We start from the raw sequence: 16,176 nt of genomic DNA on the forward strand, positions 1-16,176 counted from the left end.
CGAGGTCGATCTGGAGTCGGCGACCGACGACGAACTGTTCGCACTGATGGACTCCGCGGGGGAGGCGACCGACGATGGCCGATGACAACAAGCTCCGCAGCTACCTCAAGCGGGCGCTCGCCGAGACCCGGGAGGCCCAACGGCGCCTGCGTGAGGTCGAGTCGGGCCTGCGGGAGCCGATCGCGATCGTCGGCATGAGCTGCCGGCTGCCGGGCGGGGTGGCCTCGCCCGACGACCTGTGGGACCTGGTCGCCGCCGGCGGCGACGCCATCTCCCCCTGGCCCGAGGATCGTGGCTGGGACCTGGAGGCGCTCTTCGACCCCGACCCCGACCGGCCGGGGACCAGTTACGCCCGGCACGGCGGATTCCTCTACGACGCGGCCGACTTCGACGCGGAGTTCTTCGGGATCTCGCCGCGTGAGGCGCTGGCGACGGATCCGCAGCAGCGGTTGCTGCTGGAGACGTCGTGGGAGGCGTTCGAGCGGGCCGGGATCGCCCCCGACACGCTGCGCGGCAGCAGGACGGGTGTGTTCGTCGGGCTCACGGCGCAGGACTACCACACCCGGCTCCACCAGGTGCCCGCCGAGCTGGAGGGCTACCTGGGCATCGGGAACCTCGCGAGTGTGGCGTCGGGCCGGATCTCGTACACGTACGGCTTCGAGGGCCCGGCCGTGACGGTCGACACGGCGTGCTCGTCGTCGCTGGTGGCACTGCACCTGGCGGTGCAGGCGCTGCGGTCGGGGGAGTGCGACCTCGCGCTCGCGGGCGGGGCGACGGTGATGTCGACGCCCGCCGGTTTTGTGGCGTTCTCACGCCAGCGCGGTCTGTCGCCGGACGGCCGGTGCCGGGCGTTCGCGGCCTCGGCGGACGGGACGGGCTGGGCGGAGGGGGTCGGACTGCTGCTGGTGGAGCGGCTGTCGGACGCGCGGCGGCTGGGGCATCGGGTGCTCGCGGTGGTACGCGGTTCCGCGGTCAACCAGGACGGCGCGTCGAACGGCCTGACCGCTCCGAACGGCCCCGCCCAACAGCGCGTGATCCGGCAGGCGTTGGCGGTCGCGGGCCTCGCGCCGCACGAGGTGGACCTGGTGGAGGGCCATGGCACGGGGACCACGCTCGGCGACCCGGTCGAGGCGCAGGCCCTCCAGGAGGTCTACGGCCGGGGCCGGCCCGAGGACAGCCCGCTGTGGCTCGGCTCACTGAAGTCCAACATCGGCCACACGGCGGCCGCCGCCGGGGTGGCCGGTGTGATCAAGTCGGTCCTGGCGATACAACACGGCACGCTCCCCAAGTCCCTCCACGTGGACGCCCCCACCCCGCACGTCGAGTGGACGGGCGGCGGCGTACGACTCCTGGCCGAGGCCCGCCCCTGGCCGGACACGGGCACGCCGCGCAGGGCGGGCATCTCCGCGTTCGGAGTGAGCGGCACAAACGCCCACGTCATCGTGGAGGAGGCTCCGGCGGACGCGTCTCCGCCCCGGGGCGGCGCTGCCCCGCCGGCTCGTACGGCCCCGGCCCGGACCGCCCCGGGCGCGGTGCTTCCGGACGCGGTGCCCTCGGACCGGCTCTCGTCCGACGCGGCGCCCTCGGCGCCGGTCTCGCGGGCCCCGCTGTCCCCGGCCCCGGTCCCCGTGTCCCCGGCCCCGGCGTCCGCCGACACCGTGTCCCCCGGCGGAACCGTCGCCGCCCCGGGCGCACCGTCCACCGTCCTGCCCTGGCTGATCTCCGCCAGGTCCCCGGCCGCGCTGCGCGGCCAAGCGGCCAAGCTGGTCGCGTTGTTGGAGTCCCGGCCCACGCTCGATCCGGTCGACGTGGCCTGGTCGCTGATCGCCGCGCGGGCCGGCCACGACCACCGGGCGGTTGTTGTCGCGGGAGACCGCGACGACGTCCTCGGGGGGCTGCGGGCGGTGGCCGAGGGGCGCTCCTCGGCCACCGTGGTGCGGAGCGCCGGGGCGCGCGCCTCGGCCGCCCGGGGCAGTAGGACCGCCTTCCTCTTCACCGGCCAGGGCAGTCAGCGGGCCGGGATGGGCCGGGAGCTGCACGAGCAATTCCCCGCCTACGCGTCCGCGTTCGACGAAGTGGCCGCCGCTCTCGATCACCACTGCGCCGGGCATCTGACCCATTCCGTGCGCGACGCCGTCCTCTCCGGCACGCACGGCGGCCTGCTAGACCGTACGGAGTACGCGCAGCCCGCCCTCTTCGCCGTGGAGGTCGCGCTGTTCCGGCTGCTGGAGGCCTGGGGCGTACGGCCCGACCTGGTCGCGGGCCACTCGATCGGCGGCCTCGCCGCCGCGCACGTGGCCGGGGTGTTCTCCCTGTCCGACGCGGCGGCCCTGGTCGCGGCGCGCGGCCGGCTGATGCAGGCGCTCCCGGGCGGCGGAGCCATGGCCGCGGTCGAGGCGACGGAGGACGAGGTCGCCGCCGCGCTCCGGGGACAGGAGGAGGTCGCCGGGATCGCCGCCGTCAACGGCCCCCGCTCGGTGGTGGTCTCGGGCGACGAGAAGCCCGTCCTCGCCCTGGCGGCCGGCTTCCGGGACCGGGGCCGCAGGACCGCCCGGCTGAGGGTCAGCCATGCCTTCCACTCGCACCGGATGGAGGGAATGCTGGACGAGTTCCGCCGGACGGCCAAGGCGCTCGACTACCGGGAACCCACCCTGCCGGTCGTCTCCGACCTCACCGGCACGACCGCGACCCCGGGGGAGCTGGGCACCGCGGAGTACTGGACGGAGCATGCCCGACGGCCCGTCAGATTTCTTGACGCGGTACGGCAGTTGCGCCTCTCCGGCGTGACCCGGTTCGTGGAACTGGGGCCCGACGGCATCCTCACCGCCATGGTCGGCGACGCCCTCGCGGGCGAGGCCCCCGGCACGGCCCCACCGGCCGTCCTCGCTCCCGTGCTGCGCGGCGGCAGGACCGAGGCCGTCACCCTCCTGACGGCCCTGGGCCACCTGCACACGGACGGCGTCCCGGTGGACTGGCGGGCGGTGTTCGCGGGCCTCGACCCGCGACCGGCCGACCTGCCCACGTACGCCTTCCAGCGCCGCCGCCACTGGCTGGACGCCACCGTGACCCGCAACAGCACCGGCGCTTCCCTCATGCCCGCGCCCGTGGCGCAGGCCCCGGGGCCCTCCTGGGCCGAGCGGCACGCCGACCTGTCAGGACCCGACCTGGACGCGGTCCTGCTCGACCTGGTGCGGACCGAGGCGTCCGCCGTCCTCGGACACGCCTCGGCGGACGTGCTGGTGCCCGAACGGGCCTTCGTCGAGGTGGGACTCGACTCCCTCTCGGCCGTGGAGCTGCGCGGCCGGCTGGCCGCCACGACGGGCCTGCCGCTCGGCGGCGCGCTCTCCATCCGGTACCCGACCCCGGTGGCCCTCGCCGGTCACCTCGGCGAGCTCCTGAGGGAGAGCGCACAACCCGCGGCGCCCGGCGAGGAGTTGGCCGCGAGCCCGCTCACCGCCCTCTACCTGAGGCTCTGCGCCGCCCAGGAGATCACGGCCGCCACCGAGGTCGTGGTGGCCTCCTCCCGGCTGCGAACCTCCTTCGGCACGGCGGAGAGCGCCGACCACGCCGTCCAACCGGTCGTGCTGGCACGGGGCGACACCCGTACGGCACGGGGCACGTCCCGTACGGCACGGGGCGACACCCCCACGGCGCTGGTCTGCTTCCCGGCCCTGACCGCGCTCTCGGGACCCCACGAATACGCCCGCTTCGGCCAGGCGCTCCAGGACAGGCGGGACGTCTTCGCCGTCCCGGCGCCCGGATACGCCGACCACAGCGCCCTCCCGGACTCGGCGGAGACGTTCGTCCGCATGCAGGCGGACGCCGTCCAACGCCTCGTTGGAGAGCGGCCGTTCGCCGTCCTGGGCCGGTCCCTCGGCGGCTGCGTCGCACACGCCGTGACGGCGGAGCTGGAACGCCGGGGAACGGCCCCGGCGGGCCTGGCGATGGTCGACACCTACCCGATGGACACCGCCTCGCTGCCCGGAATGGAGTGGTGGATGCCGGCGATGATCAACGGGATGGTCGACCGCCTCGACGCGTTCGACCTGGGGCTGACCGACACCAGCCTGACCACGATGGGCGGTTACCTGCGGACCTTCGGCCCCTGGCAGCCCCGGCCGGTCGACACCCCGACCCTCCTCCTGCGCGCCGCGGCGCCGCTGCCCGGCACCCCCGCCGGCCCCGGCCGCGACACCCGCGCCTTCTGGCGGCTGCCGCACGACACCGCAGACATCCCCGGCGACCACTTCTCGGTCCTGGAGGAACACTCGGGGACCACCGCCGCCGCCGTGGAGGAGTGGCTCGTCACCCTGCCCTGACCTGACCTGACCTGACCCGGCCGGTGGCCCCCGTACCCCCGTACCCCGCACCTCCCTACCCCCGTACCCCGCACCACGAGAGAGAAGAAACCCATGACCGCACCACACCCGCTGCACCTCGCCGTCGCCCTGGACGCCGTCGGCTGGCACCCCGCCGCGGGCACCGGCCCCGACGCGCCCGGCGGGGACGTCTCCGGCCTGGCGCACTGGACCGCGCTGGTCCAGGAGGCCGAGCGCGGCCTGCTGGACTTCGTCACGGTCGAGGATCCGCCGAACCGCCCGGCCGGCGCGGTCGACCACCGGCTGGACGCCCTCCTCGTCGCCGCCGCCGTGGCGTCCAGGACCGAGCACATCGGCCTCGTCCCGACCGCCGTCGTCAACCAGGCCCAGCCCACCCACGTCGCGAAGGCGATCGCCACCCTCGACCACCTCAGCGCGGGCCGCGCCGGCTGGCGTACGCAGCTGACCCCCGCGCGGCCGATCGTGATCGCCGACATCTTCACGCCCGAGGTCCAGCGCCCCATGGCCGAACTCTTCGAGCGGGCCGCCGATCTCGTACGGGTCGTGCGCGCCCTGTGGGACGGCGTGTACGACGAGAAGGTGCTGCGGGACCTCGCCCCCGGCAGGTTCGCCCCGGCCGACCCGGACCCCGGCGGCAGCTTCACCGAGATCGAGCCCCTGGGCGGCTCGGCGGCCGACTGGCTGACCATCGCCAACCCGTCCCTCGCTCCCCGCGCCCCGCAGGGACACCCGCTCGTCTTCACGCTCGCCCACATCACCCTCCCGTACCGCTACGGCGCCCGTTCCGCCGACGTCGTCTCGGTGACCCCGCACAGCACGGACGAGGCCAGGGCCACCGTCGAGGAGATACGGACCGAACAGGCCGCGGCCGGGCGTGCGGACGAGAAGGTGCACGTCTTCGCCGACCTCGTGGTCTTCCTCGACAGCACCCCGGGCAAGGCCGCCGAGCGCAAGGCACGCCTCGACGAGACGCACGGCAGCGAGTACACCTCCGACGCCCACATCGCCGTCGGCACCCCGGCCGAGGTCGCGGACCTGCTGCTGGAGTGGCAGGGGGCGGGCCTGTCCGGCTACCGCCTGCGGCCCGGCGCCCTGCCCCACGACCTGACGGCCATCACCCGCGAGCTGGTACCGGAACTCCAGGCTCGCGGGGCCTTCCGTACCGCCTACGAGGCCGGCACCCTCCGCGGGCTGCTCGGACTGCCGGTGCCCCCGGACACCGCCGCCTGATCCCGGGGGGCCGGGCGCGCCCGCTCACGCGCCCGGCCCGCACTGGGCTCCACCTGCTGGAGCGAGCGCGGCAGATCGGCCCGGCCCTTCACCCGGAGCTTGCGGTAGGCGTGGGTGAGATGCTGCTCGACCGTACTGACGGTGATGAACAGCTTCTCCGCGATCTCCCGGTTCGAGTGCCCGGACACCGCCAGCGCCGCCACCTGGAGCTCAGAACCGCTCAGGACGGTGACACCCTCTCCGCGTTCCTCCCCCGTGCCACGGGCCTCCCGCGCCTTCAACCGCCGTATCAGCGGGTCGAGTCCGTTCTCCTCGGCGATGTCCAGGGCCTGGCGGGCCACCATCCTCGCCCGGTTGTTCTGACCCGCCCGGGTGTGCACCTCGCTCAGATCGGCGAGGGCGTACGCCAGTTCCAGCCGGTCGCCGCCGGCGCCCAGCAGGTCCACGGCCTCCCGGAGCAGCGCGGTGCGCCGCCGGGGGTCGGACACGGACGCGAGCGAGCGCAGCGCCGTCCCCCGGGCCCGGGGCTGCGCCGGGGAGACGAGGGTCAGTTGCTCGGCCGCCAGCCGGCGGGCCTCGTCGGTCCTGCCGAGCCGCAGCAGCGTCTCCACGGCGGCGTTGCGCCACGGCACGAAGGCGGGCAGGTCGATGTCCCACTCCCGCATGAGCCGGCCGCACCGCGTCAGATCGTCCAGCGCGCCGTGCAGCAGGTTGAGCGAGAGGCGCTGCCTGCCCCGCGCGTGGAGGTACTGCACCCCGTAGCGCGTCTGGAACATCTGCTCCGGCAGCATCGCGGTGGGGGTGTCCCTGGCGTCGGTGAGCGTGCCCGTCGCGGTGGCGGAGAGCAGGAGGCTCGACAGCGGCGAGCCGATACGGATCCCCCAACTCCCCGGTGACATCAGGGCCATGGCCCGGCGGGAGTGCCGCTCGGCGAGCCGTACGTCCCCCTGGCGGATCGCGATCTCGGCCCGGATCGCCGAGAACAGCGCCTGCCAGACCGGGACCGCGCGTTCCGCGGACTCCCGCAGCAACGCGTCGCACCAGCTCACCGCGAGAGCGCAGCGGTCCGCGTAGACCAGGACGCTCAGGGCCATCTGGATCGTGCCGAAGCTGCCGTCGTCCAACGTCGTGGTCTGGAGGACCAGTTCGGCGCTGCGCACGCTCTCCTGGTCGGGTCCTGACCGCAGGAGGCGGTTCAGGACCCCGGCGATGCGCGGCGGCGAGCCGTCGGCGGTACGGGCGGGGCGCTCCGGTCGTGTACGGGCCGAGGCCCCCGCCAGGAGCGCCGGATGGGAGACGTGCAGCCACTCCCGCGCCGCGTGGTACTCCGCCGTCGAGGTGGCGTCCAGCACGTGCGAGGACCGTTCGAGCTGACGCAGCGCCACCGTGATCTCCTCCCCGCTGCCGTTCCAGAGCAGCCGCCCGAGCAGCGACACGCTCTGGCAGCCGGAAAGCCGCCCTTCGCGCAGGGCGGTGACCAGCGGACGCAGCCGGCGGCAGGCGGTGTCCGGATCGGTCCTGAAGTCGACCAGGCTGCGCAGCATGGCCACGGTCACCCGCTGCTCCTCCTCCGCGCAGGCCTCGGACGCCACGTCCAGGCACCCCCCGGCGAACCGGGTGTCGTCCCGCCGCAGCGCCTCGCGCGCCGCCGCCAGCGCGACGGGGAAGGCCCACGGCTCCTCGCTGCGGCCGGCCACCAGATGGACGGCGACCGTCGACACCGCCTCACCGCCGTCGTGCAGCAGCCGGGCGGCGTCCCGGTGCAGCGCCGCCCGCTCGGCGGCGGGCATCCCGGCCAGGACGGCGGCGCGGGCGGCCGGATGCCGGTAGCGCCCGGCGTCGAGCACGCCGAAGCCGTTCATCGCCTCCAGCGTCTCGTCGACCCACGTCCGCGACCGGCCGAGCAACTGCGCCAGCCGGTCGGCGGAACCGGACGCGTCCAGCACGGCGAGCGCCCGGGCCGCGTCACGGATCCGCGCGCCGGCGCGCCGTACACAGGCGTCCACCGCACGGCCGAACTCCTCGCCCACGACCGGCTCCGCCGACCTGGGGAGTGTCGCGTGGTGGTCCTCGGCGAGGGCGCGCAGGAGCAGCGGATTGCCCCCGCTCAGGCGGTGCCAGGACTCCACGGCCCGGCCGGCGGCCGGAGCCGGACCGATCAGACCCGCCAGCATCTCCCCGGTGGCCCGGACCGACAGGGGCCGCACCCTGATCCGGGTGAAGTGCCGGCGGAGTAAAGAGGTGCGCCAGGAGCGCTCCGTCACGTCCCCTTCGGACGGCGCGTCGGGCTCGGCCACCACCAGCAGCACCCGCGAGGTGCGGATCAGCCCCCCGATGTGGATCAGCGAGTCCAGCGAGGCCGCGTCCGCGAAGTGGAGGTCGTCGACGACCACCACCAGCGGGGTCCGTTCCGACAGACCGCGCAGCAGTTCCCACTGGGTCTGGGCGACCCGCGCGGGCATCCGGCCGGCGGGCAGCAGGTCGGCGTCGCACGGGGCGACACCGCCGTCCCCCGGCAGGCGCAGCGCCCTGTCCCGCTCGTCCGGCGAGAACCGCGCGTGCCGGAAGATCTGCCCCATGACCCCCAGCGGCACTTTCTGCTCCGCGCACCGGCCCACGGCGTGCAGCACGACGGCGCCCCGGCTCTGCGCGTACTCCCCGAAGACATGCAGCAGTTCGGTCTTCCCGCTGGCGATCGGGCCGCTGACCGCGACCACGCTCCCCCGGGCGCCGAGACAGTCGGCCAGCAGTCCCCGAAGCCGTGCCACCTGGGTCTCACGCTCGACAAAAACCACAGCAAGCTCCCATCCCACACGCCGCAAGCGCGTTGTCCGTGGTCCGGAAACCCGCGTGGTTCCCGGAAGTCAGCGGGGTGAAGTCATCAGTCGGCGGGGCGAAGCCATCGGGGCCACCGGGGTGAGGGCGCCCGGGCGAGGCACGATCCGAAAGCGACGGCCCGGTCCTTCACGGCGCGGGCGCGCCGCCCGGCAGCAGCCGTTCCCGGATCAGCGCGCCGATACGCTCCTGGTGCTCGGCGAGGAAGAAGTGGCCGCCACCGAAGGTCAGCACCTCCGTGGACCCGGTGGTGTGGGCCTTCCAGGCGTACGCCTCCTCCTCGGTCACCTTCAGGTCGTCGGCGCCGACCAGGACGGTGATCGGCGCGCCGATCGCGGCACCCGGCCGGTGCCGGTACCGCTCGATCGCCCGGTAGTCGCCGCGCAGCGTCGGCAGGATCATCGCGACCAGCTCCGGATCCTCCAGCAGGGCGGACGGGGTCCCGCCCTGCCGTACGACCTCCGCCAACAGGGCCCGGTCGTCGGCGAGATGCAGCTCCTCCTCACGGCGGGTGGACGGCGCACGCCGGCCGGAGGCGAAGAACGCCGTGGGCCCCGACCCCGTGGCGGCCTCCAGGAGGCGCGCCGTCTCGTACGCCACCACCGCGCCCATGCTGTGCCCGAAGAACGCGTGCGGCGTGCCCCACCGGGGCTCCAGGACACCGGCGACCGCGGCGGCCAGCGTCTCGATGTCCGGGGCCGGCGGCTCGGACCTGCGCTCCTGGCGTCCCGGGTACTGCACGGCCAGCACCTCCACCCGGGGGTGCAGCAGCGCGGAGAGCGCGTAGTAGAAACCGGCCGCGCCCCCGGCGTGCGGGAAGCACACCAGGCGGGCCGCCGCGCCGGGAGAGGGGTGGAAGCGCCGGATCCACACCTCGCTGTCGAGGTCGGTCGTCATGCCCGGACTCCTTCCTGGTCCCGGTCGGGCCGGGGGATCGCGGCGAGCAGTTCGCGGGTGTACGGATGGGCCGGGCGGTCGAAGATCTGACCGACGTCCCCGGTCTCGACCAGCCGCCCGTCCTTCATCACGATCACCCGGTCGCTGACGTGGTGGATGACACCGAGGTCGTGCGAGATGAACAGCAGGGCCACCCCGAGGTCCTTCTGGAGGTCGGCCAGCAGGTCGAGCACCTGGGCCTGGATCGACACGTCGAGCGCCGAGACCGGCTCGTCGCACACGATCAGCCGGGGCTCGGTGGCCAGGGCGCGGGCGATCGCGACGCGCTGGCGCTGCCCGCCGGACAGCTCCAGGGGGCGCCGGCCCCGCAGACCGGCCGACAGGCCGACCTGGCCCAGCAGTTCGGCGACCCGCGCGGACCGCGCCCGGCCACGGGGCACCCCGGCCCTGGCCGCGGCCTCCGCGACGACGCGCTCCACGCTGTGCCGGGGGTCGAAGGAGCCCAGCGGATCCTGGTGGACGACCTGGATCCGCCGCCGCCCGGGCCGGCGCTCCCGCTCCGGGACGCCACTCCAGGGCGCGCCCTCGAACCGGACCGTGCCCTCGTCCGGTTCCACCAGGCCGAGCACGACCCGTGCCGTGGTCGTCTTCCCGGAGCCGGACTCGCCGACGAGGCCGAGGGTCTCGCCCGCGCCGAGCCGGAACGACACGTCACCGACGGCGGTGTACGAGCCGCCGCCCGGCGCGCGGAAGCGCTTGGAGATCCCCTCGACCTCCAGCAGGGCCGGTCCCGGCGGTGTGCCGGCCGGTGCGGCGGCGGTCGCCGGGGACACGGGAACGGCGCGGGTGGCTGTCGTACGCGGAGGCACCGGTGCCGGCGCGTCCGGGTGCCAGCAGAGCGTCAGATGCCCGTCCCCGTCGGCCACGGCCGCGGGCAGTTCCGTACGGCACCGCTCGTCGGCCGACGCGCAGCGCGCCGCGTACGGGCAGCCGCCAGGACCGGCGGGAGGACGTCCGGGGGCGGCGGCGGACAGCCGCGTGCCCTTGGAGTGGATCGCCGGTACCGCCGCCAGCAGGGCCCTGGTGTACGGGTGCCGGGGATCCTTCAGTACGTCCCCGGCCCGCCCCTGCTCCACGACCAGACCGCCGTACATGACCGCGACCCGGTCGGCGAGCCGGGACACCACGGCGAGGTCGTGGCTGATCAGCATCAGGGCGGTGCCCTCTCCGACCAGCCGGTTCAGCAGCCCGAAGACCTGGGCCTGGACGGTCACGTCCAGGGCGGTGGTCGGCTCGTCGGCCACCAGCAGCTCCGGGGCGCCCGACAGCGCCGAGGCGATCAGCGCGCGCTGGCGCAGCCCGCCGGAGAGCTGGTGCGGGTACTCACCGGCCCGCCGGGCGGGGTCGGGGATCCCGGCGCTCGCCAGCAGGCCGAGCGTCCGCGTCCGCGCCTCGGGACCACGGGCCAGGTCGTGCGCGCGCAGCGTCTCCCGCACCTCGGCGCCGACCGTGCGCAGCGGGTCCAGGGAGACGAGCGCGTCCTGGAGGACAAGACCGATGCGGCGGCCCCGTACCGCACGCCACTGACGCTCCGACAGCGCGGTCAGGTCCACACCGTCGAAGTCGAGGCGCCTGGCCGTGACGGTGGCGCTGCCTCCGGTCAGCCCGAGCAGGGTGCGGGCGGTGACACTCTTGCCCGAGCCCGACTCGCCGACCACGGCGAGGCATTCGCCCCGGTCGACGGTGAACGACACGTCCCGTACGGCCCTGACCTCGCCGCCCCGCCGGAACGTGACGTCCAGCCCCTCGACGGTCAGCAACCGCGACCCGGGGGTGGTGTGGGACACGGTGGTGGTCGTGGTCATCGGGCGGTCCTCCGGGTGAAGCGCTGCTGGGCGAAGCGGCCGACCACATTGACGGCGATCACGGTGGTGGTGACGGCGGCCCCCGGGAACACACCGATCCACCACGCGGTCTGGAGGAAGTCGCGCCCGGCGGACAGCAGCGCCCCCCACTCGGGCGAGGGCGCCGCCGGGCCCAGGCCCAGGAAGCTGAGCCCGGAGGCCGAGATCAGCGCGGTGCCGAACCCCACGGTCGCCAGGGTCAGCAGCGGGGCCAGGGCGTTCGGCAGGACGTGCCGCAGCACGACCTGCCGGCGTGGCAGCCCGAGGGCCACCGCCGATTCGACGTACCCGGAGCGCCGGACCACCATGGCCTCCGCCCGCACCAGCCGGGCGTAGCCGGGGATGAAGGCGATGCCGATGGCGGTCATGATGTTGACCGTGCCGGAGCCCAGGACGGTCACGACCAGCAGCGCCAGCAGCAGGGCGGGCAGGGCCAGCAGGACGTCCGCGAGCCGCATCAGGAGCTGGTCGGCGGCGCGTCCGCCGAGCGCGGCGGCCAGCCCGAGGACCGCGCCCCCGACCACGGCGATGACGGTCGAGCCGAAGCCGAGGAGCAGCGAGGGCCGGGCGCCGTAGAGGATCCGGGCGTACAGGTCGCGGCCCAGCTGGTCGGTGCCGAGCCAGTGCGCGGAGCTGGGGCCCGTCAGCGCCTGGAGCGGGTCGATGTCGGAGGGCGGGACGCGGGTGAACAGACCGGGGGCCAGCGCGACGAGCACGATGACCAGGAGCAGGGCGCCCGCGAGCAGGACGGTGGGCGGAACGGCCGTGAGCGGGCCCGCCCACCGGCCGCGCGCCCGCGCCGGTGCGGGCGGGGCGGCGGCGGGCGGGCCGGCGGCGGGGGCACCGGCGGTGCCGAGATCGGGGAGGAGTGAACCGGTCATGGGGTCAGGCGCTCCTGAGCCGCGGGTCGATGACGGAGTAGAGCAGTTCCACGACGGTGGAGATCACGACGAAGACACACGCGGAGAGCAGCACCACGCCGATCACGACCGGCATGTCCTTGGCGCTGACCGCCTGGAGGGTGAGCGAGCCGATGCCGGGCCGGCCGAAGACGGTCTCCACCAGGACGGCGCCGCCGATCAGCGAGCCGGTGAGCCAGCCCGCCAGGGTGAGCAGCGGTACGGCGGCGTGGCGCAGCGCGTGCCGGAGCCGTACCGCCGTCTGGCTGATGCCCCGGGACCGGGCGGTGACCACGAAGGGCTGTTCCAGGGCGGCTTCGAGCCCCTCGCGCAGGACTTGGGCCAGCACCCCGGTGAGCGGCAGGGCCAGGGTGACGGCGGGCAGGACGAGCGAGGCGAAGCCGTCGGCGCCCGCCACCGGGAAGACCTGGAAGCGGAACGAGAAGACGGTCAGCAGCACGATCCCCACCCAGTACGAGGGGGTGGAGGCCGCGACCAGCTCCCAGGCCGAGGCGACGGCGCGGAGCGCGGGCCGGCGCCCGGCCGTCGCCACCGCGGAGAGCACCGCGAGGACGACGGCCAGGGCCAGCCCGGCGAGGGCGAGTTGCACGGTCGGCAGCAGCTGGTCGCCGATGAGCGACCGCACCGGCCGCTGCAACTGGTAGGACTGGCCCAGGTCTCCCTGGACCAGCCTGCCCAGGTAGTGCGCGTACTGCCCGGCGACGGGCCGGTCGAAGCCGTACTCCCGGCTGATCTCGGCCCGCACGGCGGGGGAGCCGGCGTTGGACGGTCCCAGCAGGACGGAGACGGGGTCGCCCGGGATGAGCTGGAGCGTCAGGAAGGCCAGGGTGGCCGCTCCCACCAGCACCGCCACCGCCGAGGCGAGCCGCCTGGCGATTCCGCCCGCCAGGGCCGTGGCGCCGATGTACGCACCCCGGCGAACCGGGCCCCGCCCGGCCGGGACCGCCGTCACTTCGAGACCAGCCAGGCGTCGTAGAACGTCAGCCAGTTGCTCGCGTTGAAGGTGAGCCCCTTCACCCGGTCGGACTGCCCGACGAGGGAGACCTGGGTGTAGAGGGGGACGACGACCGCCAGGTCGATCGCCCGCTGCTGCACCTTGGGGTAGACGTCCGCGCGGACCTTCTCGTCCAGCGTGGCCCGTCCCTGGTCCGTCCACGTGTCGAAGGACGGGTCGGTCAGGAAGGTGGCGTTGATGCCGCCCTTGGCGGGCGCGCTGCCGGAGTTGAAGAACAGCCACAGCACATCGGGGTCGAAGCGCGGCCAGCTGAGGTCGATAATGTTCGCCTTGCCGCCGTAGACCTTGGTGTTGTACGTGCCGATGTCGAGGTTGGGGCGCTTGACCTCGACCCCGACCTTCTTCAGGTCGGCCTGGACGGCCTGGCCCAGGATGTCGCGTCCCTCCCGGGTGGCCTGGATGGACAGTTGGGGCCACTCGACGCTGAGCCGCTTGCCGCCCTTGGTGCGGTAGCCCTGCGCGTCGCGCCCGGTCCAGCCCGCCTCGTCCAGGAGTTGGGCGGAGACCTCCGGGTCGTACGGCCAACTGCCCTCAAGGGTCTTGTCGTAGTCGGGCGTGGTCGGGCTGATGGGGCTCCAGGCTCGGGGGTACTGCCCGAACGTGACCGTCTTCACGTCCTGGTCGATGTTGATCCCGCGCTGGATCGCCTTGCGCACCCGCTGGTCGTCCAGCGGCGCGATCGATGCGTTGAGCCAGAGGTTGTAGTTGCCGCCGGGAGCGGCCCGGGACACGAGCTTGAGGCCCGGGGTCGCCTTGACGGTCGTGACGTTCTGCGGCGGGATGGCCTTGGCCACCTGCACCTGGCCACTGGTCAGCGCCCCCGACCTGACCGAGGCCGCCGGCAGGAAGCGGACGACCAGCTTGTCCAGGTGCGCGGGCCCGGTGTGCGCGGCCGTCGCCGGTCCCCAGTCGTAGTCGGGGTTGCGGGTCAGTACCGCGGACTGGCCCTTGGTGTAGCTGGTGAAGACGAAGGGCCCGCTGCCCACGTCCGCCGGGCCGCCCGCCGCGAGCTTGCCCGCGTCCGCCGCGAGGGCCTTGGGGGAGTAGAAGCCCAGATAGGTTGTGCTCGCCGCCTGGAGGAAGGGCGCGAACGGCTTCGAGAAGGTGACCTTCGCCGTGTACGGGTCGACGACCTGGGTGCCGGTGTACGGGCCCAACAGGTTCGCGGCGTAGAGGGACTTGGTCGTCTTGGCGACGATGTGGTCGAAGTTGGCCTTCACGGCGGCGGCGTCGAACCGGGCGCCGTCGGTGAACGTCACGTCCTTCCGCAGGTGGAAGGTGTAGCTCTTGAAGTCGGCCCCGACCTCCCACTTGGTGGCCAGCCACGGGTGGAACTTCCCCGAGGCGTCCTGCGACACCAGCGAGTCGAAGACCCCGCGCTGGATCTCGGCGGTGACGTCCTGCGTGCTGGCGTGGATGTCCCACGAGACGGGTTCGGTGTCGACGGCGGTCGTGAGCGTGCCGCCCCGGACCGGTTTGCCCGCGGCTGCCGTACTGGTGCCGTTGTCGCCCGGCGAGCAGGCGGTGAGAAGGAATAGCCCGCTCAGCGAAACCGCGAGGAGACGACCGAGTCGGGGCAGGGTGGTGCGCATGGTGACCCCCGGCGTGGTGGAACTGGAGTGAGAGTGGGTGTGGGTGGTGATGCGGTGGGAGATCGATCGGGGCGCAGGTGCGGACAGGACCGGCTCAGGCACCCGGTGCCTCCTTCGCCAGGGCCGCCGCACCGATCACCGCGAGCGCGGCGTCCTCCTGCGGCGCGTGCACCCCGACGGACTGGATGTCGCGGAAGTGCCGCTCCAGCGGGTTGGCCTGGGCCAGCCCCGGGTTGCCGAGGAGGCGCAGTCCCGTCTGCACGGCGGTGGTCACATGGCGTACGACCACGACCTTCGCGGCCAGCGCGTCGACGCCCCCGACGGGAACGCCGCGGTCCACCCGGTCCGCCACCCCGAAGATCAGCTGTTCGGCGCCGGCGAGCAGCGTCTCGATCTCGCCCGCCGCCTGCCGGACGCGGTCCGTGGTGGCCAGCGAGCGGCCCAGCGCGGCGGGCACCCGCTCGTGGGCGAAGGTGTGCACGTACTGCTGCGCGGCGCGTGCCACGCCCAGGTAGAGCGCGGACGACAGCAGGAGCATGATCGTGCCGGGCAGGCGGCCCGCCACCGGCGCCGCGCCGGGCGCCTCCAGCTCGTGCACGTACTCCGCGGGGATCTCGACGTCGGTGAACCGGACCTCGTGGCTCCCGGTGGCGCGCATGCCCAGCTGGTGCCAGGTCGGCACGATCTCGATGCCGGGTGTCCGCGCGGGTACCACGAAGTTGCCCACCCGGGGTGACGCCTCGTCGGTCGCCGCCCAGACCAGGAAGTAGCTGAGCCCCTCCGCGCCGGTGACAAACCGCTTCCTGCCCCGGATCGACCAGCCGTTCGCGGTCCGCCTGGCGGTGGTCGCCGGCAGGCCGCCCCGGGTGGACGACCCCATCTCGGGCTCCGCGCGGGCGTGGTTGAGCAGGGTGGGACGCAGCGCGGACTCTTCCAGCACCCGGGCGTACAGCTCCTCGGGCCACGGGCTCCGGGTCTGGAGGAGATGGGGGACGATGGTCATCCCGGCGATCAGCGCGGTGGACGGGTCGCCCCGGCCGAGCGCCAGCAGGATCTTCGTGACGTCGGTGAAACTCACCCCGGACCCGCCGTACTTCGCGTCCACCCCGGCGGTCAACAGCCCCGCCTCGTGCACCAGTTGGAGCGGAGCGTGCGGGAAGGACCCGGTGCGGTCGTACTCGGCCGCGGTCGCCGCGAGGGACGCGCTCACCTCGTCCAGCCGGCCGAGATCGGCACGTAACAGCCGGCTCTCGGTTGCGGCGGGTCTCGTGAGTCCCCCCACCGGGACGGGGAGGGAAGAAGCGGTGACCATGGGCGTGTCCTTGCGTCTGGGTGGCTGTCCGGACACCGTCGGTGAGCGGCGGTGGGCGGGCTGAGGGCGCGACCGGGCGCCGGCCGGACGGGACCGGGCGTGGCCCGGTCGGCCGCTGGCCGTGGGGGAGG

General features: G+C 74.2%; 9 protein-coding genes. 2 read left to right on the top strand and 7 right to left on the bottom strand.

Going from position 1 to position 16,176, the window contains the following annotated elements; all coding sequences use genetic code 11:
• Window positions 1-74 precede the first annotated feature (74 nt).
• Both ACIO1C_RS02960 and ACIO1C_RS02965 read left to right on the top strand, forming a co-directional pair.
• On the top strand, window positions 75-4,319 hold the full coding sequence (locus ACIO1C_RS02960) for a type I polyketide synthase (protein ID WP_401857719.1): 4,245 nt from the start codon (window positions 75-77) through the stop codon (window positions 4,317-4,319).
• 93 nt (window positions 4,320-4,412) lie between these two features.
• Window positions 4,413-5,570 carry an LLM class flavin-dependent oxidoreductase gene (locus ACIO1C_RS02965; RefSeq protein WP_401857721.1) on the top strand — a complete coding sequence of 386 codons (1,158 nt, stop codon included), beginning with the start codon at window positions 4,413-4,415 and terminating at the stop codon, window positions 5,568-5,570.
• On the opposite strand, the gene ACIO1C_RS02970 is transcribed toward ACIO1C_RS02965, so the two are convergent.
• From ACIO1C_RS02970 to ACIO1C_RS03000, 7 genes are all read right to left on the bottom strand, one after another.
• Window positions 5,507-8,383, bottom strand: a complete 2,877-nt coding sequence (locus tag ACIO1C_RS02970) for an AAA family ATPase (RefSeq protein WP_401858043.1) — start codon at window positions 8,381-8,383, stop codon at window positions 5,507-5,509. The two genes, ACIO1C_RS02965 and ACIO1C_RS02970, sit on opposite strands and share 64 nt — an antisense overlap.
• 151 nt (window positions 8,384-8,534) lie before the next feature.
• Window positions 8,535-9,302, bottom strand: a complete 768-nt coding sequence (locus tag ACIO1C_RS02975) for a thioesterase II family protein (protein WP_401857724.1) — start codon at window positions 9,300-9,302, stop codon at window positions 8,535-8,537.
• The gene (locus ACIO1C_RS02980) at window positions 9,299-11,167 is read right to left on the bottom strand and encodes a dipeptide ABC transporter ATP-binding protein (protein ID WP_401857727.1); all 1,869 of its coding nucleotides are present in this window, start codon (window positions 11,165-11,167) and stop codon (window positions 9,299-9,301) included. Before ACIO1C_RS02980 ends, ACIO1C_RS02975 begins: the two co-directional genes overlap by 4 nt.
• Entirely contained in the window at window positions 11,164-12,087 is a 924-nt protein-coding gene (locus ACIO1C_RS02985; RefSeq protein ID WP_401857730.1) for an ABC transporter permease, read from the bottom strand. Before ACIO1C_RS02985 ends, ACIO1C_RS02980 begins: the two co-directional genes overlap by 4 nt.
• Window positions 12,088-12,091: 4 nt before the next feature.
• Entirely contained in the window at window positions 12,092-13,078 is a 987-nt protein-coding gene (locus ACIO1C_RS02990; RefSeq protein WP_401857733.1) for an ABC transporter permease, read from the bottom strand.
• The gene (locus ACIO1C_RS02995; RefSeq protein ID WP_401857736.1) at window positions 13,075-14,835 is read right to left on the bottom strand and encodes an ABC transporter substrate-binding protein; all 1,761 of its coding nucleotides are present in this window, start codon (window positions 14,833-14,835) and stop codon (window positions 13,075-13,077) included. Before ACIO1C_RS02995 ends, ACIO1C_RS02990 begins: the two co-directional genes overlap by 4 nt.
• Window positions 14,828-16,045 carry an acyl-CoA dehydrogenase family protein gene (locus ACIO1C_RS03000; protein WP_401857739.1) on the bottom strand — a complete coding sequence of 406 codons (1,218 nt, stop codon included), beginning with the start codon at window positions 16,043-16,045 and terminating at the stop codon, window positions 14,828-14,830. Before ACIO1C_RS03000 ends, ACIO1C_RS02995 begins: the two co-directional genes overlap by 8 nt.
• Between the last annotated feature and the right edge of the window lie 131 nt (window positions 16,046-16,176).

Source organism: Streptomyces sp. NPDC087420 (genome assembly GCF_044744165.1).
In the GTDB taxonomy this organism is placed as follows: Bacteria; Actinomycetota; Actinomycetes; order Streptomycetales; family Streptomycetaceae; genus Streptomyces.

What these genes read in the sequence shown, in the direction of transcription:
- ACIO1C_RS02960 (WP_401857719.1), top strand. Translation starts at nt 75, where the DNA reads ATGGCCGATGACAACAAGCTCCGCAGCTACCTCAAGCGGGCGCTCGCC.
- ACIO1C_RS02965 (WP_401857721.1), top strand. Translation starts at nt 4,413, where the DNA reads ATGACCGCACCACACCCGCTGCACCTCGCCGTCGCCCTGGACGCCGTC.
- ACIO1C_RS02975 (WP_401857724.1), bottom strand. Translation starts at nt 9,302, where the DNA reads ATGACGACCGACCTCGACAGCGAGGTGTGGATCCGGCGCTTCCACCCC.
- ACIO1C_RS02980 (WP_401857727.1), bottom strand. Translation starts at nt 11,167, where the DNA reads ATGACCACGACCACCACCGTGTCCCACACCACCCCCGGGTCGCGGTTG.
- ACIO1C_RS02985 (WP_401857730.1), bottom strand. Translation starts at nt 12,087, where the DNA reads ATGACCGGTTCACTCCTCCCCGATCTCGGCACCGCCGGTGCCCCCGCC.
- ACIO1C_RS03000 (WP_401857739.1), bottom strand. Translation starts at nt 16,045, where the DNA reads ATGGTCACCGCTTCTTCCCTCCCCGTCCCGGTGGGGGGACTCACGAGA.